The organism is Pseudomonas sp. Irchel 3A5 (assembly GCF_900187575.1).
Lineage (GTDB): Bacteria > Pseudomonadota > Gammaproteobacteria > Pseudomonadales > Pseudomonadaceae > Aquipseudomonas > Aquipseudomonas folii.
The window spans coordinates 388,991-413,555 of sequence record NZ_FYDU01000003.1; the positions used below are offsets into that span (position 1 = coordinate 388,991).

The 24,565-nt window shown below is 56.5% G+C and carries 20 protein-coding genes and 2 tRNA genes; 15 read left to right on the forward strand and 7 right to left on the reverse strand.

Annotated elements, in window-relative coordinates:
• Positions 1-560 precede the first annotated feature (560 nt).
• The 3 genes from CKW31_RS06565 to CKW31_RS06575 all read left to right on the forward strand — a co-directional run bounded on the left by CKW31_RS06565 (position 561) and on the right by CKW31_RS06575 (position 4,812).
• Positions 561-1,898: an OprD family porin gene (locus tag CKW31_RS06565; protein ID WP_095093553.1), complete on the forward strand. Its 1,338-nt coding sequence runs from the start codon at positions 561-563 to the stop codon at positions 1,896-1,898.
• Between the two features lie 171 nt (positions 1,899-2,069).
• On the forward strand, positions 2,070-3,785 hold the full coding sequence (locus CKW31_RS06570; RefSeq protein WP_095093554.1) for a proline--tRNA ligase: 1,716 nt from the start codon (positions 2,070-2,072) through the stop codon (positions 3,783-3,785).
• A gap of 73 nt (positions 3,786-3,858) precedes the next feature.
• The gene (locus tag CKW31_RS06575) at positions 3,859-4,812 is read left to right on the forward strand and encodes a hypothetical protein (RefSeq protein ID WP_095093555.1); all 954 of its coding nucleotides are present in this window, start codon (positions 3,859-3,861) and stop codon (positions 4,810-4,812) included.
• Positions 4,813-4,960: 148 nt separating this feature from the next.
• Here CKW31_RS06575 and dinB read toward each other — a convergent pair whose 3' ends face one another.
• Positions 4,961-6,022: a DNA polymerase IV gene (gene dinB / locus CKW31_RS06580; protein ID WP_095093556.1), complete on the reverse strand. Its 1,062-nt coding sequence runs from the start codon at positions 6,020-6,022 to the stop codon at positions 4,961-4,963.
• 261 nt (positions 6,023-6,283) lie between these two features.
• Between dinB and CKW31_RS06585 the strand changes: the two genes are divergently transcribed.
• From CKW31_RS06585 to CKW31_RS06600, 4 genes are all read left to right on the forward strand, one after another.
• A tRNA-Met gene (locus CKW31_RS06585) sits at positions 6,284-6,360 on the forward strand.
• A 240-nt stretch (positions 6,361-6,600) separates the two neighbouring features.
• A tRNA-Met gene (locus CKW31_RS06590) sits at positions 6,601-6,677 on the forward strand.
• A gap of 327 nt (positions 6,678-7,004) precedes the next feature.
• Entirely contained in the window at positions 7,005-9,647 is a 2,643-nt protein-coding gene (mprF, locus tag CKW31_RS06595; protein WP_095093557.1) for a bifunctional lysylphosphatidylglycerol flippase/synthetase MprF, read from the forward strand.
• The gene (locus CKW31_RS06600) at positions 9,647-10,981 is read left to right on the forward strand and encodes a virulence factor family protein (RefSeq protein WP_095093558.1); all 1,335 of its coding nucleotides are present in this window, start codon (positions 9,647-9,649) and stop codon (positions 10,979-10,981) included. The genes mprF and CKW31_RS06600 overlap by 1 nt, the downstream gene beginning before the upstream one ends.
• A gap of 193 nt (positions 10,982-11,174) precedes the next feature.
• Here CKW31_RS06600 and CKW31_RS06605 read toward each other — a convergent pair whose 3' ends face one another.
• Complete coding sequence (locus tag CKW31_RS06605; protein WP_095093559.1) at positions 11,175-13,073, reverse strand: potassium transporter Kup; 1,899 nt, start codon at positions 13,071-13,073, stop codon at positions 11,175-11,177.
• A gap of 290 nt (positions 13,074-13,363) precedes the next feature.
• Between CKW31_RS06605 and rimO the strand changes: the two genes are divergently transcribed.
• From rimO to tsaA, 5 genes are all read left to right on the forward strand, one after another.
• Positions 13,364-14,707, forward strand: coding sequence for a 30S ribosomal protein S12 methylthiotransferase RimO (rimO, locus tag CKW31_RS06610; protein WP_087274386.1), 1,344 nt, complete (start codon positions 13,364-13,366; stop codon positions 14,705-14,707).
• Between the two features lie 406 nt (positions 14,708-15,113).
• Entirely contained in the window at positions 15,114-15,566 is a 453-nt protein-coding gene (locus CKW31_RS06615) for a GNAT family N-acetyltransferase (RefSeq protein ID WP_095093560.1), read from the forward strand.
• 237 nt (positions 15,567-15,803) lie between these two features.
• The gene (locus CKW31_RS06620) at positions 15,804-16,514 is read left to right on the forward strand and encodes an rRNA pseudouridine synthase (protein ID WP_095093561.1); all 711 of its coding nucleotides are present in this window, start codon (positions 15,804-15,806) and stop codon (positions 16,512-16,514) included.
• A 66-nt stretch (positions 16,515-16,580) separates the two neighbouring features.
• Positions 16,581-17,042: a DUF1456 family protein gene (locus tag CKW31_RS06625; RefSeq protein WP_095093562.1), complete on the forward strand. Its 462-nt coding sequence runs from the start codon at positions 16,581-16,583 to the stop codon at positions 17,040-17,042.
• 120 nt (positions 17,043-17,162) lie between these two features.
• A complete protein-coding gene (gene tsaA / locus CKW31_RS06630) occupies positions 17,163-17,867 on the forward strand; it encodes a tRNA (N6-threonylcarbamoyladenosine(37)-N6)-methyltransferase TrmO (RefSeq protein ID WP_095093563.1) in 705 nt (234 codons plus the stop codon).
• Between the two features lie 112 nt (positions 17,868-17,979).
• Here the strand turns inward: tsaA and fpr are convergent, their stop codons facing one another.
• Positions 17,980-18,759, reverse strand: coding sequence for a ferredoxin-NADP reductase (fpr, locus tag CKW31_RS06635; protein ID WP_002554680.1), 780 nt, complete (start codon positions 18,757-18,759; stop codon positions 17,980-17,982).
• A 121-nt stretch (positions 18,760-18,880) separates the two neighbouring features.
• Here fpr and CKW31_RS06640 point away from each other — a divergent pair, with 121 nt between their 5' ends.
• Positions 18,881-19,816 carry a LysR family transcriptional regulator gene (locus tag CKW31_RS06640; RefSeq protein ID WP_095093564.1) on the forward strand — a complete coding sequence of 312 codons (936 nt, stop codon included), beginning with the start codon at positions 18,881-18,883 and terminating at the stop codon, positions 19,814-19,816.
• Here CKW31_RS06640 and CKW31_RS06645 read toward each other — a convergent pair.
• The 3 genes from CKW31_RS06645 to CKW31_RS06655 all read right to left on the reverse strand — a co-directional run bounded on the left by CKW31_RS06645 (position 19,813) and on the right by CKW31_RS06655 (position 21,864).
• Positions 19,813-20,178, reverse strand: a complete 366-nt coding sequence (locus CKW31_RS06645; protein WP_095093565.1) for a diacylglycerol kinase — start codon at positions 20,176-20,178, stop codon at positions 19,813-19,815. The two genes, CKW31_RS06640 and CKW31_RS06645, sit on opposite strands and share 4 nt — an antisense overlap.
• A gap of 81 nt (positions 20,179-20,259) precedes the next feature.
• A complete protein-coding gene (gene erdR / locus CKW31_RS06650; protein ID WP_095093566.1) occupies positions 20,260-20,910 on the reverse strand; it encodes a response regulator transcription factor ErdR in 651 nt (216 codons plus the stop codon).
• A gap of 243 nt (positions 20,911-21,153) precedes the next feature.
• Positions 21,154-21,864 (reverse strand): tRNA-uridine aminocarboxypropyltransferase, encoded by a 711-nt coding sequence (locus CKW31_RS06655; protein WP_095093634.1) that lies wholly within the window; start codon positions 21,862-21,864, stop codon positions 21,154-21,156.
• Positions 21,865-22,102: 238 nt separating this feature from the next.
• Between CKW31_RS06655 and CKW31_RS06660 the strand changes: the two genes are divergently transcribed.
• Both CKW31_RS06660 and CKW31_RS06665 read left to right on the forward strand, forming a co-directional pair.
• Positions 22,103-22,513 (forward strand): quorum-sensing-regulated virulence factor family protein, encoded by a 411-nt coding sequence (locus CKW31_RS06660; protein WP_095093567.1) that lies wholly within the window; start codon positions 22,103-22,105, stop codon positions 22,511-22,513.
• A gap of 462 nt (positions 22,514-22,975) precedes the next feature.
• A complete protein-coding gene (locus tag CKW31_RS06665; protein WP_095093568.1) occupies positions 22,976-24,091 on the forward strand; it encodes a TIGR00730 family Rossman fold protein in 1,116 nt (371 codons plus the stop codon).
• Between the two features lie 3 nt (positions 24,092-24,094).
• Here the strand turns inward: CKW31_RS06665 and recX are convergent, their stop codons facing one another.
• Positions 24,095-24,562, reverse strand: a complete 468-nt coding sequence (gene recX / locus CKW31_RS06670; RefSeq protein WP_087273962.1) for a recombination regulator RecX — start codon at positions 24,560-24,562, stop codon at positions 24,095-24,097.
• Positions 24,563-24,565 lie beyond the last annotated feature (3 nt).

Sequence of the window (24,565 nt, forward strand, 5' to 3'; positions counted from 1 at the left end):
CTGATCATGAGGAATCCCCCCGTTCCAGGAGCATCAAGGTAACGCTGCCGACGGCCAGACCTGCTATTCCAGCGATGAAATTCAATACCCCCTCAAAAAACAATGAGGTATTTTTTCGTTCTATTTCATAGCCTTAACGAGAAAAACGAAAGTAAATACTAGTTTTTTCACGTTTTTTTCTCATTCTGCTTAGCTTTGTGCACGGTTGTTGCTATGTTACTGGACAAGGTTGAACGATCCTCTGGCGGAAAACAGAGAGCGATCAATCACGAAAGGTGGAGAAAATCATCCACCAATGGATACGCAGGCAGGGCGCAGGCTCGATGTTTCGATAGCCAGATCATTGAAGTCAGGCACCATCGAAGGCTTTGTGTTTGCGACATGGACCGTAATTATTTGCGACAGCGCTGTAAAGATTCTGCAAGGTTAGGTCTGTAACTATAGCCACCATTGTCAGCGAGATATAAGTTTCGCCGACACAAAAAAAGAAAGAGCCGTCCAGATAAAAAAACAGGTGGGCGGCAGTACTCTTCTCTTAAAAACCAAAGGAGCAAGTCACAATGAGAGTGATGAAGTGGAGCGCAATCGCACTGGCCGTTACTGCTGCCAGCACCCAATTGGCAACGGCTGCACCGTTTGTCAGCGACCAGGCTGATGCCAAGGGTTTCATTGACGGCAGCACACTGGACGTCAAGGCTCGCAACTACTATTTCAACCGTGATGGCAAAAATGGTGGCGGTGATCAGCGTGACTGGACTCAAGGTTTCTGGGGCAACTTCAGCACTGGCTACACTCAGGGCACTGTCGGCGTCGGCCTTGAAGCATTCGGCTACTGGGGTCTGAAGCTGGATGGTCAGAACCAATATGCCGGCTCGGGCAACCTGAGCCTCGATGGCAATGGCGATAACCGCGATGAACAGGGCAAGGCCGGCGGCGCTGTTAAATTCCGCGTTTCGAAGACTGAACTGAAAATCGGCGACATGCAGCCTACCAGCCCTGTATTCGCAGTGGGCGGCTCCCGCCTCTTGCCTCAGACCGCCAGCGGTCTCAGCCTGCAAAGCAGCGAGATCGCAGGTCTGGATGTTGAAGCAGGTCACTTCTACTCCGGCACCAGCCAGAACGACAACAGCCACGATGGCAATATCTTCGCCACCTACGCGTCAGTGGGCACGCCCATTACAGCAAGTAGCGCAGACTTCGCAGGCGGCAAATACGCCATCACCGACGGCCTTGGCGTTGCTTTCTACGCCGCGAAACTGGAAGACATCTGGAACCAGTACTACGCCAACGTGAACTACGCGCTGCCATTGACTGACGATCAGTCCCTTGCTTTCGATGCCAACATCTATCGCACCACCGATACTGGCAGCTCGAAAGCAGGTGACATCAGCAACACCGCCTTCTCCGGCTCGGTTGCTTACTCGTTCGCCGCAGCACACACCGTGACTCTGGCCTTCCAGAAAATCAACGGTGACACCCCATTCGACTACATCGGTATCGGTGACAACAACAAGGGTGGCGACTCGATTTTCCTGAATAACTCCATTCAGTACTCTGACTTCAACGGCCCTGGCGAAAAATCCTGGCAGGCTCGCTACGACCTGAACATGACACCGTATGGCGTGCCTGGTCTGAGCTTCATGACCCGTTACGTGACCGGTGATGACATCGACGGCACTAAAATGGCAGCCGATAGCCCCTACAGAGCTTATGGCTACCTCGCTGACGGCAAGCACCACGAAACCAACCTTGAAGCCAAGTATGTGGTTCAGAATGGCCCCGTCAAAGACATGTCGTTCCGCATCCGTCAGGCATGGCACCGTGGCAACGACGCCCAGGCTGAAGGCGACGTTAACGAGTTCCGCCTGATCGTCGACTACCCGATCTCGATCCTGTAATCGCCACTCAGCTTCTCGTTTAAAGAAAAGCCCGGCTCATGCCGGGCTTTTTCATACATGGGCGAATCTGATTTCACTGCAATCCTGAAGCGGTCGCGGCCTGTACGAGACTAGACACTGCCCGTACAATGCCCAGTCATTTCCAGTCTCAGCAACCGACAACGGCCAACCATGCGCACCAGTCAATTTTTGCTCGCCACACAGAAAGAAACCCCTTCCGATGCGGTCGTGATCAGCCACCAGCTCATGCTGCGTGCGGGCATGATTCGTAAACTTGCTTCCGGCCTGTACACCTGGCTGCCCATGGGCTTGCGTGTGTTGCGCAAGGTCGAAGCCATCGTTCGTGAAGAAATGGACGCTGCTGGCGCACTGGAAGTACTGATGCCCGGTATTCAGCCCGCCGAGTTGTGGCAAGAGTCCGGCCGCTGGGAACAGTACGGCCCTGAACTGATGCGCCTGACTGACCGGCACAACCGTGAATTCTGCCTGGGCCCGACCCACGAAGAAGTCATCACCGATCTGGCCCGCAACGAGCTTAATAGCTATAAGCAGCTGCCAATCAATCTGTACCAGATCCAGACTAAATTCCGTGACGAGATCCGCCCACGCTTCGGTTTGATGCGTGGCCGCGAGTTCGTCATGAAAGACGCCTACTCGTTCCATGCTGATCATGCTTCCCTGCAGGTCACCTACGATCGCATGCACCTGGCGTACTGCAACGTGTTCTCGCGTCTGGGCCTGAAATTCCGCCCGGTTGAAGCCGATAATGGCTCGATCGGCGGTGCCGGCTCGCACGAGTTCCACGTACTGGCCGAATCTGGCGAAGACGATATCGTGTTCAGCGATGCTTCCGATTACGCCGCGAACATTGAAAAAGCCGAAGCCGTACCTCGGGAAACCAGCCGTGGCGCTGCAACTGAAGAACTGCGCCTGATCGACACCCCTGATGCCAAGACCATTGCGCAACTGGTGGAAGGCTTCAATCTGCCGATCGAAAAGACCATCAAGACTCTGGTGGTGCACGCTGCTGAAGAAGGCAAGCTGATTGCCCTGATCATTCGTGGCGACCACGAGCTCAACGAAATCAAAGCCGCCAAACTTGAGCAGGTTGCCAGCCCGCTGGTCATGGCATCCGAAGCCGAACTGCGCGCTGCAATCGGTGCCGGTGCAGGCTCGCTGGGCCCACTCAATCTGCCACTGCCTTGCATTATTGACCGATCGGTTGAGCTGATGAGCGACTTCGCTATTGGTGCGAACATCGATGACAAGCACTATTTCGGCGTCAACTGGGAACGTGATCTGCCTGTACCGGCCGTTGCCGATCTGCGCAACGTAGTCGCAGGTGATCCGAGCCCGGACGGCAAAGGCACGCTCGAGATCAAACGCGGTATCGAAGTTGGCCACATCTTCCAGCTCGGGACCAAATACAGCGAAGCCATGAAGTGCCAGGTGCTCGGCGAGAACGGCAAACCGGTCAACCTGTCCATGGGTTGCTACGGCATCGGCGTTTCCCGCGTAGTTGCTGCTGCAATCGAGCAGAACAGCGACGACAACGGCATCATCTGGAATGACACCCTGGCGCCCTTCCAGATCGCCCTGGTGCCACTGCGTTACGAAACGGATGCAGTCCGCGAGGCGACCGACAAGCTGTACGCCGAACTGACCGCCGCAGGTTTCGAAGTACTGCTTGATGATCGCGACAAGAAAACCAGCCCTGGCAACAAGTTTGCCGACATGGAGCTGATTGGCATTCCGCATCGTATCGTCGTCAGTGATCGCGGTCTTGCCGAAGGGAACCTGGAATACAAGAGTCGGACCGAGTCCGAAGCCCAGGCCCTTCCGGTTGCCGAGGTACTGTCCTTCATCCAGGGCCGCGTCAGCCGCTGAGTCCCGAAAGCGCCCATCGAAAGGTGGGCGCTTTCGTTTCAGCAATGACGCGCCTTAATCCGCAAGAGATCTCATGTTCAAGCGATCCCCCTTTAGCCTGGGTTGCGTGCTGGTTTGCGCCACCCTGGTCAGCGGCTGCGCCAATCAACTGTCGCAACGTAGCGAGCACGAAGAACGCATCGAGCGTAAATTGCTCTCGCACAGCGTACAAATCGACCTCGGCGAGCCCAAGACCCTTGAGCTACCGCAACGACGTGTGCGTATCCACGAACAACGGACCTTTGAGGTCACCGAATTCGAAGTGACTCGTCATTACGACCGATACACGCCCTACCAGCCCTGGCGAGAAATCTACGAGATTCCCCTCGGCGCAGTGGCGGTTGTCGCGGGCGTCGGTGCCAACGTAGCGAACGTCTTCGCGCTGGGCCGCCTGCCGGACAGCATGACCAAAGACTGGATCAACTACGGTGTCGCCGGGCTCAACCCGTTCATGAATGCGCCCTCCCACGGTCGCGCTCAGCAAAACCTGGCGGGTATCAACGAGGTACAGCAGGATAAAAGAATCGAGAACACCACTCTGCCGTGGAGTGAGCGCCCGGTCATGGTCAAGGCCGGACCCCAGACCCACGAATTGATGACCGACCGAAATGGCGTCTTGCGCCTGAGCCTGCTGGACAGCCCGTTTGCTGAGCAGGATTTGAGTCATGTCACCCGCCTGTATCTGAGCGTCGAGGACGACCAGGACAACACCCATGCCAATGCAGATCTGGTGGTCAGCCGTGACTTGCGCGGCAAGTTGATCGAAGCCCACGGCCTGATTTATGACGACCTGGAAGATGACGAGGTCAGCCAGTGGGTTTACCGGGTCAAGCGCCTTTCTGATCTGGGCCTTGAAGAAGAGGCCAGCGACCTTGAACAAAGCCTGATCGAACTGACCCGGGACGATCCGCAGTTGCAGCGCGAATTTCTGAAATCCCTGGCCAAGGATGCGGGCCGACTGGTGGCCGATCCCGCTGCGGAAAAGTGACCTGAAACGCCCTGTTTTTCTGTAGGAGCTGCCGAAGGCTGCGAAGCATTTATCCTGACACACCGCCTTCGCAGCCTTCGGCAGCTCCTACGAGTCAGATGTTTGTTTCGCGAAAGAGCGCGGTGTCAGGAAGCTTGCAAAAGTCCGATCAGCGCGCAAACAGTTCCAACTGCTCATGTGCTTTTCGCAAATCATGCAAACGCACACCAATCCCCAGCAAGCGGACTGGCTTGCCGCCCCGGGCAAATGCCTGGGTGAGCAAATGCTCGAAACTGTCCAGATCCCGGCCTATCCCTGCTTGCTCAAGTGTCGTCTGAGTGAAATCGTGAAACTTTACTTTCACGAACGGCTTGCCGGGCCGGTATTGCCCCTCCATCCGCTCTACCCGCCCGTTGAGGGTTTCCAGCAATTCTGGAAGCTTTTTCAGGCAACTGGCCAGATCAGGAAGATCAGTGTCGTAAGTATTTTCCACGCTTACAGACTGACGCCTGCTGTCATTTTGTACCGGTCGCTCATCAATACCACGAGCCAGTCCCCACAGACGCTCGCCGAACGAACCAAACTCTCGCACCAGCGCCAGCTTTTTCCAGTCCCGCAGATCAGTACAGCTGACAATTCCCAGCTTTCCCAACTTGTCGGCCGTGACCTTACCGACACCGTGAAGCTTGTTGACGGGTAATTGCGCAACGAAATCTTCGACCTGATCGGGGGTTATCACAAACAGGCCATTGGGCTTCTTCCAGTCGCTGGCAATTTTGGCCAGAAACTTGTTAGGCGCAACGCCAGCCGACACCGTGATATGGAGCTGTCTGGACACCCGGCGTCTAATATCCTGGGCAATACGCGTCGCACTGCCTGAAAAATGGCTGGCGTCAGACACATCAAGGTACGCCTCATCCAGCGACAAGGGCTCAATGAGGTCGGTGTAGTCACGGAAGATGGCCTGGATTTCTTTGGACGCCTCTTTATAGGCATCCATTCTCGGCTTGACGATGGTGAGGTCAGGACAGAGCTTCAATGCGTGCCGCGATGACATGGCCGAGCGCACACCGTAAGCGCGTGCTTCGTAATTGCAGGTCGCAATGACACCTCGCCTATCCGCAGAGCCACCCACCGCCAGCGGCTTGTCCGCCAGTCGAGGGTCATCGCGCATTTCGATGGCTGCATAAAAGCAATCACAGTCAACATGGATGATTTTTCGCTGCGTCATGTAGGCATTATGCGGGAGACGTGGCTGGTCAGTATCTCACTCGTATCGACATGTGACATCTCATGATGCGCACACCCGAGAAAAATTGATGCGTTTGAATCGCTATTCAATTCCCTGAACATTGCATGACAGGCCCACACAGCGGGGCCTACAGCCTGTCCAGGCGGTCAATAAACAGCGCTAACCGATTGAAGGAAAAGCAATTTCCGAAAATTAGCCATTGACAGCCCGGCGTTCCTCTGTAGAATGCCGCCACACAGACGCGGGATGGAGCAGTCTGGTAGCTCGTCGGGCTCATAACCCGAAGGTCGTCGGTTCAAATCCGGCTCCCGCAACCAAACATCAAAAAAGGCTACTCGAAAGAGTGGCCTTTTTTGTGCCTGTCGTTTGAGGAGGATGCGTGAGCTCCTGCAGAAAAGGGTCAACCCGAAAGGCAGTGACCTCCCGTGACCTGATGAGCAAAAATCTTTGCCCGACCGGGACTTAAATCTCCAACCACCTGAATCAGACTAATTTGCCGACTTTCCTCATTAAAGGTTGACACTTCGTCGTTCGGCTGTAGAATGCCGCCACACAGACGCGGGATGGAGCAGTCTGGTAGCTCGTCGGGCTCATAACCCGAAGGTCGTCGGTTCAAATCCGGCTCCCGCAACCAAACATCAAAGAAGGCTACTCGAAAGAGTGGCCTTTTTTGTGCGTGTCTGAAAAGCGACGCAAGGTCTTGTCTGGACAGACCTTTTCCCTTCCTCTCTGCGCAGCACCTCCCCGCCTTGTAACGTAACATTACAAAACCCGACAGTTTTGCAGCACTCTGCCGATAGCTGTTTAGTAGCTGAACTGTTGCTGAACAGCTCCATGAACGAACAGGCTCCATTCGCTCGTTAGACGATGACGCGCTAACATCTCGAAATATTTTTTGCGTAGGGATTGGTAAGTTGGCTGTATACCTCCATTCTGTCGCGCACGATCCAAGGAGTGATTGATGCGCGCCAACCCGTCAGAACCGAACGAAGCAGTTACGGCGAATCAACCCATCCAACCTGCCCGCCTCCAGTGGCTGGAGTTGTTGAGTAAATATCGCCAGCCCATAGGGCTGGGCGTTACGTTGCTGCTATTTGCCGTGGCCTTGATTGCTTGCCGACACATGTTGAGCGAGCTTGACCTCTATGCGCTGCAGGATTCATTACTGAGCGTACCGACTCCGTCTCTGGCAGGTGCTTTGCTGGCCACGGTGATCGGCTTCATTATTCTGCTGGGCTATGAATGGTCTGCCAGTCGTTACGCCGGGGTTGATCTGCCCAACAAAACCCTCGCCATGGGCGGTTTCACAGCCTTCGCCATTGGTAACGCCGTGGGCTTGTCGATGCTGTCAGGCGGCTCGGTGCGCTATCGCCTGTATTCACGAAAAGGCATTGGCGCAGTCGAAGTAGCCCGCATGACGCTGTTCGCCAGCCTGTCGCTGGGCTGCGCCCTGCCACCGCTGGCAGCACTGGCAACCCTGAGCAATCTGTCCGGGGCATCGCTGGCTCTACATACTCCGGTAGACGTGCTGGCGGGCATCGCTATTGGCGTACTCGTGCTGACAGCCGTGCTGGCCGTTGCGGTCTATCGCCGCAGACTGCCTGAGCAGACCATCCCGCATACCCTGCTGGTGCGTGCAGGACGCCGGACTCTGCGCCTGCCCGGCGTTCGCCTGACGCTGATGCAACTGGTGATTACGGCACTGGACGTTGCAGCCGCTGCGACTGTTCTCTATCTCCTGCTGCCACAATCACCACCCTTTGGCGCATTTGTGTTGGTGTATTTGCTGGCCCTCGCCGCAGGCGTGCTAAGCCATGTGCCCGGTGGCGTGGGGGTTTTCGAGGCCATCCTGCTTGCCGCGTTCGCCAACGAACTGGGCGCAGCGCCGCTCGCCGCAGCGTTGCTGCTGTATCGGATGATCTACGTCGTCCTGCCACTGTTACTGGCCTGTCTGGTGCTGCTGTTCACTGAAGGTCAGCGCCTGCTGCCAACCAAACAGGCGATGCGCGTCGCGTCGGGCCTGGCGGCACCGATTCTGGCGTTGCTGGTGTTCCTTTCCGGTGTCGTGCTGCTGTTCTCTGGCGCGACTCCTGAAATCGATACGCGTCTGGAAGACCTGGGATTTCTCATCCCTCATCGTCTGATCAACCTTTCGCACTTTGGCGCCAGCCTGATTGGCGTCCTGTGTCTGCTGCTAGCCCAAGGGCTGCGCCGTCGCCTGTCGGCCGCATGGATGCTGACGGTCATTCTGCTACTGGCAGGTGCCGCGCTGTCGATGCTCAAAGGCTTCGACTATGAAGAAGCCACGTTGCTGATTCTGACCGCAGCGCTGCTGGCTATCTTCCGCCGCTCTTTCTACCGCCCCAGCCGTCTGCTGGAACTGCCCTTCTCGCCGCTGTATCTGGTAGCGACCTTATGCGTATTGGGCGCATCGTTCTGGCTGCTGCTGTTCGCCTATCAGGACGTGCCCTACAGCCACCAGTTGTGGTGGCAGTTCACGCTGGACGCGGATGCTCCTCGCGGCTTGCGTTCGGCATTGGGCAGCGCCGTATTGCTGATCATTATTTCCCTCACCTGGCTACTGCGCACTGCGCGCCCGGTTATCAAGCTGCCGGATGCTTCGGAGCTCGCCAAAGCCGCCGAGATCGTCAACGCTTCGTCACAGCCTGACGGCGGACTGGTGCTGACCGGTGACAAAGCTGTTCTGCTGCACCCGCAGGGCAATGCATTTCTGATGTATGCCCATCGGGGCCGCAGCCTGGTTGCCCTCTACGACCCGATCGGCCCAACGCAACAACGCGCCGAGCTGATCTGGCAATTCCGTGATCTGTGTGACGTGCACCACGCCCGGCCAGTGTTCTATCAGGTGCGCGCAGAAAATCTGCCGTTCTATATGGACATCGGCCTGACTGCGATCAAGCTGGGTGAAGAAGCACGCGTCAACTTGCTGCGCTTTGATATCGAAGCCAAGGGCAAGGAGATGAAAGACCTGCGCTACACCTGGAATCGCGGTGGGCGTGATGGCTTGTCGCTGGAAATCTATGAAGCAGGTCAGGCACCGCTGGACGAGCTGAAAATTATCTCGGACGCATGGCTCACCGGCAAGAACGTCCGTGAAAAAGGCTTCTCACTGGGTCGTTTCAGCCCTGAGTACCTCAAGCATTTCCGTATCGCTATCATCCACTTCGAAGGTAAGCCGGTGGCGTTTGCCAACCTGCTGGAGACTTCACGTCGCGACCTCGCCAGCCTGGACCTGATGCGCGCTCACCCTGATGCACCGAAGCTGACCATGGAGTTCATGATGGTCGGGCTGATTCTGTATTACAAACAGCACGGCTACGAACGCTTCAGCCTCGGTATGGTGCCGCTGTCGGGCCTGCAGCCACGGCGTGGCGCGCCCTTGACTCAGCGCCTGGGCTCGATGGTGTTCCGTCGTGGCGAGCAGCTCTACAACTTCCAGGGCCTGCGTCGCTTCAAAGACAAATTCCAGCCTGACTGGGAACCCCGCTATATGGCCGTGCCCGCCGGACTCGATCCGCTGGTGGCACTGGCTGACACCGCTGCCCTGATTGCGGGCGGCCTGACTGGATTGGTGAAACGCTGATGATTCAACGCTACCGGCGCATTTTGCTCGCAGCACTGCTGATTGTTTTGGTTCTGATTCTCGGGGTGTGGCTGTGGAGCCGCCCTGCCCCACCGGCAACACTGGACCGTTCGACATTGACCGACGGCTCGGCCCTGACCACTGTCACACCGGGCACCCGAGCCAAGGTTCGTATCGCACTGGCAGTCACCGCAGACGACTTGCTGTCAGACAAGCAATTGCAGGCGCTGAGCCAGGATGCTTCTGCCCGAATTATCCAGGTTGTACTGCCCAAGGACGACTGCACCCTGCAGCAGAAGACCTTAAATGAAGCGCTTGGCAAACTCGATGAAGCACCGACCGTGGTTGCCGGTATTGGCCCAGGGGCAACGCTGGCGTGGCGCTGGCTCGCTGGGCAGAACAACGACAAGGCGGAGGCCATTTCAGTAGGCTTCTATCTGGAAGTACCTTCTCAGCCGGTCAAGGCGCTTGAGCCAGACGAAACGCCCCCCGTGATCTGTGACGTGCCATTGCCCAAATCTGCTCCACACGGTCACTGGATGGTGGCGTGGAACGATGCACCGGACGATGAACCTGCCGCGTTCGTGCGCGATCAGGCTAACGCCGATACCAGCATCAGCGATTACGACATCAAGCTGCCGCAAGTCCTCAACAGCGAGCTGCGCCGCAAGCTGGTCGGCGAAGACGACAAAGGTGGCGGTCTTGGTATCCCTGTCGTAGAAGTGCCTGCTGCGCAACCATCGGATACCGTGACGCTGTTCCTGTCCGGTGACGGTGGCTGGCGTGATCTGGACAAAGTTGTTGCCGGGGATATGGCCGGGATGGGCTATCCAGTCGTAGGCATCGACGTGCTGCGCTACTACTGGGAGCACAAATCCCCTGAACAGACCGCAGCCGACCTGACCGAGCTGATGCAGCACTACCGGCAAAAATGGGGCGCCAAGCGCTTCATTCTGGCGGGTTACTCATTTGGTGCCGATGTCCTGCCCGCCGTTTACAACCGATTGGCGCAAGAGGATCAGGACCGCGTCGACGGCATGATCCTGCTGGCCTTCGCACGCACTGGCAGTTTCGAGATTCGCGTCGATGGCTGGCTGGGTGCAGCGGGCAAGGATCTGCAGACAGGTCCGGAAATGGCGAAACTACCGGGTGACAAAGTGCTCTGCGTCTATGGCGTGGAAGAGACCAAGGAAAGTGGCTGCACCGACACCACCGCTGTCGGCGAGAAGTTGCAGCTGCCTGGGGGCCACCACTTCGATGAAAACTACCCGGCGCTGGCCAAGCGTTTGATTGCTTTCATCAACAAGCGTCAGGGTAAGACCACAGCTCAGTAAGTCACGTCCTGGCAGCACAAAAAAATCCCCGTCAGCTGTGAGGCTGCGGGGATTTTTTTTGTTGAATGATCCAGTGACGTGGGACCGGCTTTAGCCGGGAAAGCTGTCTTTTACAGGTAACGCATCGGCGTCGGATGTATTGGCCTATTCCCGGCTAAAGCCGATCCCACGGTATGACCTCGCTAAAAACCACCTACATCTCTACCTGCGTCCCCAACTCAATCACCCGGTTGAACGGCAGCTTGAAGAACCGCAAGTTGCCATTCGCATTCTTCAGCATGAACGCGAACAACGCCTCTCGCCAACGAGCCATCCCTACGATCTTCGAAGGGATCACCGTTTCGCGACTCAAGAAATAAGTCGTGCGCATCGGACTGAAATCCAGTTCATCCAAATGACACAGGGCCAGTGCAGCGGGCACATCCGGCTCATCGATGAAGCCGAAGTGTAGAATCACCCGGTAAAACCCTTCGCCATAGGCCTCGACTTCAAAACGCTGCTGCGCAGGCACACGAGGCGTGTCTTCATACACCACCGTCAGCAATACCACCTGCTCATGCAACACCTGGTTGTGCAGCATGTTGTGCAAAAGCGCGTGGGGAACGGCATCACTGCGGGCGGTCAGAAACACAGCTGTACCCTGAACCCTGTGCGGTGGCTGAACACGGATACTGCTGATGAAAATCGGCAGTGGCAGCCCGCCTTCGTCGATACGCTCAACCAGCAGTTGCTTACCGCGCTTCCAGGTGGTCATCAGGATAAACAGCACCACCCCGGCAATGACCGGGAACGCGCCACCCTGAATCACTTTCGGCACGTTGGCAGCGAAGAACAGGCTGTCTACCAGGAGCAGCGCCAACAACAGCGGCACCGCCAGAAGTGCAGGCCATTTCCAGAGCAGCAGCATGACTGACGACACCAGAATAGTGGTGCAGAACATGGTCCCGGTCACTGCCACGCCATAGGCCGAAGCCAGCGCGCCAGATGACTCGAATCCCAGCACCAGCAGAATCACACCGACCATCAACGACCAGTTCACCGCGCCAATATAAATCTGGCCCTGGGCGTCACTGGACGTGTGCTGAATGTGCATGCGCGGGATGTAGCCGAGCTGGATCGCCTGCAATGTCATGGAAAATGCGCCGGAAATCACCGCTTGTGAGGCGATCACCGTTGCCAACGTCGACAGCCCGATCAGCGGCAGCAACGCCCAACCGGGTGCCAACAGATAGAACGGGTTGCGTGCCGCCTCTGGATTTTCCAGAACCAATGCGCCCTGGCCAAAATAGTTGAGCACCAGCGCAGGCAGTACCAACGCAAACCAGGCACGTGCGATGGGCTTGCGACCAAAATGGCCCATGTCCGCGTACAGCGCTTCGGCACCGGTCAGCGCCAGCACCACTGCGCCAAGGATGGCGACGCCGATGCCTGGATGAACGATAAAGAAGCGCACGGCCCATACCGGGTTCATGGCGTGCAGCACTTCGGGCTGATGCGCAATGCCATTGATGCCCAACAGCCCGAGCACCACAAACCAGGTCACCATCACAGGGCCGAACAAAACGCCGATACGCGCAGTGCCATGGCGTTGAATCAAAAACAGCGCAACCAGCACCACCAGCGCCATCGGCACTACCCAGTGGTCGATACCATCGAAGGCCAGTTCCAGCCCTTCCATGGCCGAAAGCACCGAAATCGCCGGGGTAATCATGCTATCCCCATAAAACAGCGCGGCACCGAACAGGCCGAAAACCACCATGGTCATTTGCAGTTTCGGATACTTGATCGTGGCCCGGCGAGCCAGCGCAGTGAGCGCCATGATGCCGCCCTCGCCCTGGTTATCAGCACGCAGGATGAACGCCATGTATTTGAACGAAACGACCCAGATCAACGACCAGAAGATCAGCGACAGGATACCGAGCACTGCGTCATGGGTGACTTCTACGCCATAACCGCCCTGAAACACCTCTTTCAAGGTGTACAGCGGGCTGGTGCCGATGTCGCCATAAACCACACCAACCGCGGCGATCAACAGCGCGAAAGGTTTTGACACTGGATGCCCGGTCCCAGCCTGACTGCTTGATTGACTCATTTACCACTCCTGAAACCTGGGTTTGAACTGCAGAAACACACGACGGTGTTCAGACTCACCCGTACAGATTGCGTGCTGGTGGCTACGCAAAAACCAGACATATTTCGTAACGACGCGAAGCATAGCGCAGCACTCGTCGTAATTCTCTGCATAACACTGGTCAATCGCCGGGCTGATCGCTAGAATTGCGCACTTTTTGATCAGAGGCGCACGAATCCTGTCCGGGATACCAGCGCCCAGCTGTTGCCTCGGCTAAATGCCGAAGCCCACATCTCCGCCGAGGTTAGTCAATGTCCACCGTCACCACGCCATCCGCCCCCAAGGTCGGGTTTGTAAGTCTGGGTTGCCCAAAAGCTTTGGTTGACTCCGAGCGCATCCTCACCCAACTGCGCATGGAAGGCTACGAAGTCGTACCGACGTATCAGGACGCCGACGTGGTGGTGGTCAACACTTGCGGCTTCATCGACGCTGCCAAGGCCGAATCGCTTGAGGTCATCGGCGACGCCATCAAGGAGAACGGCAAGGTCATCGTCACCGGCTGCATGGGCGTTGATGAAAGCGTGATCCGTGACGTGCACCCAAGCGTGCTGTCCGTTACCGGCCCGCAGCAATATGAGCAAGTGGTCAACGCCGTGCACGATGCGGCGCCACCAAAGCTCGATCACAATCCGTTGATCGACCTGGTACCGCCACAAGGCGTCAAGCTGACGCCGCGCCATTACGCGTACCTGAAAATTTCCGAAGGCTGCAACCATAGCTGCAGCTTCTGCATCATCCCGTCGATGCGTGGCAAACTGGTCAGCCGCCCGGTAGGCGATGTACTCGACGAAGCCCAGCGCCTGGTGAAATCCGGCGTGAAGGAACTGTTGGTGATCTCCCAGGACACCAGCGCCTACGGCGTCGACATCAAGTACCGCACCGGTTTCTGGAATGGCGCTCCGGTCAAGACACGCATGACCGAGCTGTGCCAGGCCCTCAGCACCATGGGCGTCTGGGTCCGTCTGCACTACGTTTATCCGTATCCGCACGTTGACGAGCTGATTCCACTGATGGCAGCCGGGAAAATCCTGCCGTATCTGGATATCCCCTTCCAGCACGCCAGCCCGAAAGTCCTCAAGCTGATGAAGCGCCCGGCTTTCGAAGACAAGACCCTGGCCCGCATCAAGAACTGGCGCGAACAGTGCCCGGACCTGATCATCCGCTCGACCTTTATCGTCGGCTTCCCGGGCGAAACCGAAGAAGACTTCCAGTACCTGCTGGACTGGCTGACCGAAGCGCAGCTGGATCGCGTCGGTTGCTTCCAGTACTCGCCAGTCGAGGGTGCACCGGCCAACCTGCTGGACGCGGCCATTGTGCCGGACGACGTCAAACAGGATCGTTGGGACCGCTTCATGGCTCACCAGCAGGCCATCAGCGCCGCCCGCCTGCAGATGAAGATTGGTCGTGAAATCGAAGTGCTGATTGACGAAGTCGACGAACAAGGCGCCGTAGGCCGCTGCTTCTTCGACGCGCCGGAAATCGACGGTAACGTGTTCATCGCTCTGGATGACAACAGCACCCTCAAGCCAGGCGACAAAGTGATGTGCCGCGTTACAGACGCAGATGAATACGATCTGTGGGCCGAGACGCTCTGATCTTCCGTTTGACCTGATGCAATAAAACAGCCCTGCCCTTCAAACGGCGGGGCTTTTTTTGCCTTCGAAGGGCTAAGCTAATCCATGTGCACTGCCTTCTATCGAACAGAATGTAATCCTTTAAGTGAAATGCATTTTTTGTAGAAGATCGCCCCGTGCCCCTTACACAGCGCTGTCTCGCGGCAAGCATAGGACCTGTAGGAGTGAGCTTGCTCGCGATAGCATCAGGCCAGACGCTAGTTCTCAGCAGGTCTTTATCGCGAGCAAGCTCACTCCTACAGGGTCCGTGTTTGCCACGAAACAACGCGGCGCCTTGGTGAGGAGGCAGCCCCTGCAAATCACCTGATTTGCTGCACGATAGCGACGTGTCAGGAACACAATGCGATCTTCAATGGAGCCAAACCCCATGCAACATCCGGCGATTTCCAGCGCGGATAAAAATGACTATCCGCAATTGATTCGGGTCTGGGAAAGCGCTGTCCGCGCGAGCCATGACTTTTTGCCAGAAGCTTATATCGTGCAGCTCAGAGAACTGCTGCTGACCCGTTATCTGGACACCGTGACGCTGTTCTGCACCCGGGATTCGCACCTGAACATCACGGGCTTTGCCGGCGTTGGCATCGGCAAGCTGGAGATGCTGTTCATTGATGCCGATCATCGCGGCCAAGGGCTAGGCAAGCAGCTACTGGCGTACAGCATCAAACACTTCAGGATCCGGGAACTGGACGTCAATGAACAGAACCCAAAAGCACTGGGCTTTTATCTGAAGCAGGGTTTCGAAGTGATCAGCCGTTCGGAAGTCGACGGTCTTGGGCAGCCGTACCCGATGTTGCGGATGAGGCTGGAACAGCGGATTTGATAATTACGCCCTAACTTGTAGGAGCTGCCGAAGGCTGCGATTGCGGTTTGTCAGGGGGAATCCAATCGCAGCCTTCGGCAGCTCCTACAAGAGTGCATTTCAACATTTTAGTTGATAGGAGCGGCTTTAGCCGCGAGCACAACGACCCGATTACAAGCCATTTGCAATGTTGCCGCGATTAACCGGGCGGGCACGGGTACAATGTCGGCCTTTCTCTCAAGTAACGGCTTTTTTGTCATGTCAGAACCCATCCGCCTCTCCAAACGCCTGATCGAACTGACCGGCTGCTCCCGTCGGGAGGCTGAGCTGTATATCGAAGGCGGCTGGGTCACCGTGGACGGTAAAGTCATCGATGAACCACAGTACAAGGTTGATACCGAAACCGTCGTCCTTGATCGCGAAGCCAAGGCTGATGCCCCCGAGCCGGTGACCATCATCTTCCACAAACCGGCCGCCCTCAGCGAAGCCGACGCGCTGGCGCTGATTACCCCCGCTACCCTCTCGGAAGAGCACAGCTTCGGCAAACGTCCACTGAAGGGGCACTTTCTGCGCCTGGAACCCATCTCGACCCTGCAGGCCAATGCCAGCGGCCTGATGGTGTTCAGTCAGGACTGGAAGATCCTCCGTAAGCTCACCGATGATCGCAGCAAGATCGAGCAAGAGTACGTGGTGGAAATCTCCGGCGAGATGGTCGCCCACGGCCTTAACCGTCTCAATCACGGTATGACCTACAAAGGTGCCGAACTGCCCAAGGTCAAAGCCAGCTGGCAGAGCGAGAACCGCCTGCGTTTCGCGATGAAAAACCCTCAGCCCGGCGTTATCGCCCAAATGTGTGAAGCCGTGGGCCTGAAGATCGTTTCAGTCCGGCGAATCCGCATCGGCGGCGTGTCCATGGGCAAGCTGCCCGAAGGCCAATGGCGCTACATGACTTCAAAAGAGAAGTTCTGAATTCAGTTCAATGCTGCATGACACGGTCGTGCAGCGTGACCCCAGCCTTACCAGGATTTACCCACCATGATGAACAACGACGTATTGCGCAGCGTGCGCTACATGCTTGATATCAGCGACGGCAAAATTGTCGACATCACAAAACTCGGCGGCCTGGAGATTTCCAAGGCCGATGTCATTGCCTTCACCAAGAAGGACGACGAAGAAGGCTATCTGAACTGCAGCGATGAAATCATGGCGCACTTCCTTGATGGCCTGGTGATTTTCAAACGCGGCAAGGACGACAGCCGTCCGCCTCAGCCGGTCGAATTGCCCGTCACCAACAACACCGTGCTGAAGAAACTGCGCGTTGCCTTCGAGCTTAAAGAAGAGGACATGCATGCAATCCTCAAGTCCGTGGAATTCCCGGTATCCAAACCCGAACTGAGCGCACTGTTCCGCAAATTCGGCCACAGCAACTACCGTACGTGTGGCGACCAATTGCTGCGCAACTTCCTCAAGGGCCTGACCCTGCGGGTTCGTCCTTGACCCCAGTGACTCTGAATCACTACACACCCGGTAGGAGCGAACTTGTTCGCGAGGCAGTGTTTTGCGATACCGCGCCTCGCGAACAACTCGCTCCTACCGGATGCCTGATTCCGCACATCCATGACTGACTCCTACACCGTCTCACCCATCGGCTTCGTCCGCTCCTGCTTCAAGGAGAAGTTCGCCATCCCGCGTCAGCCGCAATTGGCTCCGGCGGCTCGTGGCGTGCTGGAACTGGTCGCGCCGTTCGATCAGGGCGATGCGGTGCAGGGCCTGGAACAGGTCAGCCATGTCTGGTTGCTGTTCCTCTTTCATCTGGCCCTGGAAGACAAACCACGTCTGAAAGTGCGCCCACCACGGCTAGGCGGCAATCAGTCGATGGGGGTGTTCGCGACCCGCGCTACCCACCGTCCAAATGGCATCGGTCAGTCGGTGGTCAAACTGGACAAAGTCGAAGCGGGGCGTCTGTATTTGTCAGGGATCGACCTGCTGGACGGCACTCCAGTACTCGACATCAAGCCCTACGTGCTTTACGCCGACAATGTAACGAACGCCACCAACGCAATTGCGAGCGCCGCCCCTGCACTTATTCCTGTGAACTGGGAGGAGTCAGCCTTGAAGCAGGCCTACGAGCACGGTTTGCGTCTGGATGAGCCGCTTATCGAGTTGGTCGAGCAATGCCTGGCGCAGGACCCTCGCCCGGCCTATCAGACACCGACCCCGGAACGCCGCTACGGCGCGCAGTTCTGGGACCTGGACGTGCGCTGGCACTACCCCGAGCCCGGCGTCATCAAGGTGCTTGAAGTGGTGCTGGCCAACGCCTGATCAGACCACTTATCTGCGCCCACAAAAAAACCGCCTGGTCCGTGACCCCCAGGCGGTTTTCTTGTCACTTCAGCGGATTGTGCGAACACACTCCACTCCGTAATTTCAGCGCCTACTTCTCGACGAATGCACGCTCGATCAGATAATCGCCTGGCTCGCGCATACGCGGAGAAACCGTCAGACCGAAGCTGTTGAGCACTTCGCTGGTTTCATCGAGCATGCTTGGACTACCACACAACATGGCACGGTCGTCCTGAGGGTTGATCGGTGGCAGACCGATGTCGCTGAACAGCTTGCCGCTGCGCATCAGGTCGGTCAGACGACCTTCGTTCTCGAAAGGCTCGCGAGTAACGGTTGGGTAGTAGATCAGCTTGTCGCGCAGCGCTTCGCCGAAGAACTCGTTCTGTGGCAGGTGCTCGGTGATGAATTCGCGGTAAGCGACTTCATTCACATAACGCACGCCGTGACACAGAATGACTTTCTCGAAACGCTCATAGGTTTCAGGGTCCTGAATGACGCTCATGAACGGCGCCAGACCAGTACCGGTGCTGAGCAGGTAAAGATGCTTGCCCGGCTTGAGGTCGTCGAGAACCAGCGTGCCCGTAGGCTTTTTGCTGATGATAATCTCATCGCCTTCCTTCAAGTGTTGCAGTTGCGAAGTCAGGGGACCGTCAGGCACTTTGATGCTGAAAAATTCGAGATGCTCTTCCCAATTCGGGCTGGCGATCGAGTAGGCGCGCATGAGCGGGCGACCGTTTGGCTGCTGCAGACCGATCATGACGAACTGACCGTTCTCGAAACGCAGACCTGGATCGCGGGTGCACTTGAAACTGAAGAGTGTGTCGTTCCAGTGATGGACGCTTAGAACACGCTCGTGGTTCATGTTGCTCATTTACGTGAAAACTCCTGAGATTCGCTTGCGCCGGGTATGAACGCTATTGCGCAGTATTCTAGTGGGAAGCACAATATCTGTTAAATGAATTATTAAGATATAGGTAATCGGTTATATAGATATGCGATTTACTTTACGTCAACTCCAGGTTTTTGTAGCCGTCGCCCAGCAGGAAAGCGTTTCCCGGGCAGCGATCCTCCTGTCGCTATCGCAATCGGCGGCCAGTACCTCCATCACCGAACTGGAGCGCCAGTCCAGTTGCCAACTGTTCGATCGGGCAGGCAAACGCCTGAGCCTGAATGCCACCGGACGACAGTTGCTCCCCAAGGCGGTCGCCCTGCTGGACCAGGCCAAAGAGATCGAGGATCTGCTCAATGGCAAGTCCGGCTTCGGCTCATTGGCAGTAGGCGCAACCCTGACCATTGGCAACTATCTGGCGACCCTGCTGATCGGCAGCTTCATGCAGCGCCACCCGGAAAGCCAGGTCAAACTGCATGTGCAGAACACTGCGCATATCGTGCAGCAAGTTGCTCACTACGAAATTGACCTGGGTCTGATCGAGGGTGACTGCACTCATCCAGATATTGAGGTGCAGCGCTGGGTCGAGGATGAACTGGTGGTGTTCTGCGCCCCTCAGCATCCTTTGGCCAAACGCGGACATGCCAGCCTGGAAGAGTTGACTGAAGAAGCATGGATTCTGCGCGAACAAGGCTCAGGAACCCGCCTGACGTTTGATCAGGCAATGCGTCACCATCGTAATGCGCTGAATGTGCGTCTGGAGCTGGAACACACCGAAGCCATCAAACGTGCCGTGGAGTCGGGTCTGGGGATTGGTTGTATTTCGCGACTGGCGCTCAGGGATGCGATTCGGCGTGGCAGCCTGGTGGCAGTGGAAACACCGGAGCTGGACTTGTCGCGAGAGTTTTACTTCATCTGGCACAAGCAGAAGTACCAGACTTCTGCCATGCGCGAGTTTCTCGACCTGTGCCGCTCATTGACCGAAGGCGTGAAACGCAGCGACGAAATCGTGCTGCCAAGCATGTACCCGGTTACTTAACCGAACAGAATCAATACCCAGACTGCAGCGATCATCGTCAGCGAGACCATCTGGGCAGCGCTGCCCATATCCTTGGCATTCTTCGAAAGGGGATGCAGATCCAGCGAGATGCGGTCGATGGCAGCTTCGACCGCAGAGTTCAGCAGTTCAACGATCAACGCCAGCAGGCAGACAGCGATCAACAGTGCCCGCTCGCCCTTGCTGACGTCGACTATAAAAGCCAGGGGCACAAGGATTACATTGAGGAGCACCAATTGTCGAAATGCAGCTTCACCCTTGAAAGCGGCAGACAGCCCATCGAACGAATAACCGGCGGCATTCAGAATACGTTTCAGGCCCGTTTGGCCTTTGAAAGGAGACATAGATAGGCTGCTGTGCAAAAAAGATGATGGAAGCTAATTCAGGACAGATCAAAAAAATGTGAACGCCTGCAGTACGCTTAATTACCCGTTCGGGGAAATGGATTCCAGTTGTTGCAGAAGCAACGCAGCCTGGGTCCGGGTGCGGACTCCCAGCTTGCGGAAAATCGCCGTGACATGGGCCTTGATCGTTGCTTCAGACACGGTCAGCTCATAGGCAATCTGTTTGTTAAGCAACCCTTCACAGACCATGGTCAGTACGCGGAACTGCTGAGGCGTCAAACTGGCCAGGCCAGCGCTCGCGGCCTTGGCTTCATCAGAAACGCTGACGGTTTCGTTAACCTGTGGCGGCCACCAGACATCCCCTTCAAGAACCGTGCGTACCGCCTTTTGAATGGTCTCAAGCGGGCTCGACTTTGGAATGAAACCACTGGCACCAAATTCACGAGACCTGACAACAATCGCAGCTTCTTCCTGAGCCGACACCATTACCACCGGGATCTGCGGGTATTGTCCGCGCAGCAGCACCAGACCGGAAAAGCCATAGGCACCCGGCATGTTCAAATCCAGCAACACCAGATCCCAGTCAGCCTTCTCACCCAGACAGGTTTCCAACTGAGCAATGCTATCGGCCTCCACCAGCCTCACATCCGGACCAAGGCCAAGGCTCAACGCCTGATGCAACGCGCTGCGAAACAGCGGATGGTCATCGGCAATCAGGATTTCGTAAGTCATGGGTGTTCCTGTACTTATCAAGTGAGCGCCGATCCATTCAGCACCCAGCAACGCATGGGCAGATGCCAGCAGACGCTTGTAACAACACAAAGCGCGAACCTGAGCGGGCAAAAAACAAGTGTCCGGCTCTCTACGCGGCGCCAGCATGCCCAGCGAAACCGGGGTGGTCAAGCATTAACCCGGCCGCCAACTGCTGTTATTGTGCGCTCATCTGCGGGTAACTCGCGGCGCAACCTTATCTCGTCAGAGAAAAGCCTTCAGGTGAGTATGGGGGACATCGTCTGAATCGATGGCTTTTTGATACTTCGCACCCAGATAGTGAGCGGTAAATACATCCAGATAGGCATCCAGCACACCGCTGGCCTGCGTATCGCCAGCCAGCTCGAGACACAGCGCAGCCACTTCCGCGGTGCAGAAATGATCGTCACGTTTAGAGCGGCGCAGACGGTAACGGGACATCTGTTCCGGTTCCAGGCTAAGCACCGGAAAACGCTCCAGGTAAGGACTTTTGCGAAACATCTTGCGCGCTTCGGTCCACGTCGCGTCCAGCAAAATGAACAACGGCCGCTTGCCCTCCTCCGGCACGACTTGATTGACCACCCGTTCTGGAGTAACAAACTCGCCCGGGAAGACGATGTAAGGCTGCCATTGGGAATCATCCAGCAACGCCAGTAATTGCTCATCAACGTCGATACGCGACCAGCCGAACGCATGGGTGTCGTTGATCACATCGGCAATCAACCAGCCAGTATTCGTTGGCTTCAGCGGCTCGGTGTCATACATCAGCAAACACATGGCGGAGTTTGCAGCCACATTGGGCTTCCACCCGCACAGGCAGTAATCGGGGATGACCCGACACCGATTGCAACGGGGCGCGCGCGACCCACGGGCAATAAACGGCTTGGTACTCTGCGCCAGCCGGCGGTCGCGCAGGCGAGAAACGGCGTGACTCATGAAGGCATGCGTCGATGAATGGAGAGCGTGAACACTGAAGTAACCCGGCAGGGTGAATAGTCCGCGCAGTTTATCAGAGCAGCGCCCCATCCCGCCTGTACTGTCGATGGATGAATCGCTTTCACTGCCCGTCATCCTTATACTTCTCCCCCATTCACGCGCATCCAGCTTTGCTGCCTGCTGAACATACGTCCAAGTCACCGGTCCAACGGGCCAGTCACTGAATCAGGAGAATTTAATGCTGCGCCTAACTGTCCCCACCCTCACGCTGCTGCTCGCTGCCCCATTCTTCGCCCAGGCGGCGTCGAAGCAGGATTTCGAACTGAGCAAGATGCTCGAAAAAGTTGCGAAAGAAAGCAGCGTCGGCACGCCACGGGCTATCAATGAGGACATTCTCGATCAGGGCTACACGGTTGATGGCAACCAGCTGATCAATCATTTGAGTGTTCGTGAAGGCCAGGCCCAGCAAATGCGCGCCAATCCTGATGCGGTTCGTAATCAACTGGGTAACAGTGTTTGTCATAACAACGGCTATCGCCAGTTGATGACCAAAGGCGCGGTACTGAAGTATCAGTTCACCGAGTACAAGACCAACCGTCCGGTGACCAGCCAGGTTTTCAAGGCCAGCGACTGTTCGGTCAAGAAGTAAGAACTTACCAAATCTTGTCCTGTAGGAGTACGCCGCGCTGTAGCGGAGCTCGCGGGGACCCTGCAGGAGTGAGCTTGCTCGCGATTTGATTTTTCATTCGATAAATCATCGTCTGATCTGATGCTATCGCGAGCAAGCTCACTCCTACAGTAAAAATCATTCCAAATCGATACTTCAATATTGTTTGATGAGAGCTGCAGCAGGCTGCGAAAGCGTTATTTCTGACACGCAGATATTCGCAGCCTTCGGCAGCGCCTACAGATTCTCCGCCACTGCCCGCCAGTGCTACGCGTGTTCTCTATTCCATCCGCCCCATCCCGGTTCGACCAGCGGAAATTTTATGCCATAAACAAACGTTGCCAGTTCCAGGCAGGCTAGGCACATTATCGAATTGGAATAAGCGTCACGCTTCAGACGACGGTACGAGCTGAAGCGATGATTTCGCGCACGGAGAAGCCATTAATGCCTTATGTACCCAACGACCTGTTAAGCAACCACTTTCAAAGCAACGGTAACGACTTCACCAGCAAGATCGAAGAACAGATCAATCTGGTTGCACCCAACAGCCCGAACCTTCCTCTTTACCGCGACATGATGCTCACTGTGCTGCGCATGGCTCAGGACGACCGCAATCGCTGGAACGCCAAAATCACCCTGCAAGCCTTGCGTGAACTGGACAATGCTTTTCGGGTACTTGAGCAATTCCGCGGACGTCGCAAGGTGACGGTATTTGGCTCCGCGCGCACGCCGGTTGAGCATCCACTGTATGCGCTGGCCAAAGAGCTTGGCGCACTGCTGGCCAAAGCAGATCTGATGGTCATCACCGGTGCAGGTGGCGGCATCATGGCGGCGGCCCACGAAGGCGCCGGCCTCGATCACAGCCTGGGCTTCAATATCACCCTGCCCTTCGAGCAGCACGCCAATGCGACGGTGGAAGGGACCGGCAACTTGCTGCCCTTCCATTTCTTCTTTACCCGCAAGCTGTTCTTCGTCAAAGAGGCCGATGCGCTGGTGCTTTGTCCAGGTGGATTCGGCACGCTTGATGAAGCGCTTGAAGTACTGACGCTGATTCAGACGGGTAAAAGCCCACTGGTGCCTATCGTATTACTGGATGTGCCCGGCGGAAGCTTTTGGCAAAGCGCACTGGACTTCATCAAGAATCAGCTGGAAGACAATCGCTATATTTTGCCCAACGACATGAAGCTAATGCGTCTGGTCTACAGCGCCGAAGAGGCGGTTGAGGAGATTCATCAGTTCTACAGCAACTTCCATTCAAGCCGTTGGCTGAAGAACAAATTCATTATCCGAATGCATCACCCACTCACCGAGCAGGCCCTTGGGCATATGCAGGAAGCCTTCGCCGACCTGCGTCTGGCTGAAGATTTTCAGCAACACGAATATCAGGGTGAAGAGCACGAGGCGGACTTCAGCCATCTGACGCGTCTGGTTTTCACGTTCAGTGGACGCAATCAAGGGCGTTTGCGGGAATTGGTGGACTACATCAACCTGTCGGAAAACTGGATTCAGCCAAGAGCAGAGTTGAAGATCCGGGAATCCGAGTCTTCAGAAGAAACCTGAGGCTCAGTCATCCTCGCCACGGCCGCTCAACAAGCGGCCGATCATATCCATTGGATAACCGCGATAGCTCAGAAAGCGCCCCTGTTTGGCACGCTCCCGGGCATCTACTGGCAACTGCCCGGCAAACTTGCGCTGCCAGGTCTCATGCATCTTTTCCTGCCAGTTGAAACCACACTCCCGAATCGCCTGCTCGACTTCCGCCCGCTGCAGTCCTCTCTGATTCAGTTCCTCACGAATACGCGCAGGACCGTAACCCGAGCGTGCACGGTAGGAGACAAAACTTTCGAGATAGCGAGCTTCGGACAGCAGTCCTTCTTCCACAAGACGGTCGAGGGCTGGTTCGATGAGTTCAGGCGTTGCGCCGCGCTGACGCAGCTTGCGCGTCAGCTCGACACGACCGTGCTCGCGTCGTGCGAGCAGGTCCATTGCGGTGCGCCTTACGGCGACGGGTGTATCAAGTACCGCTGACATGAT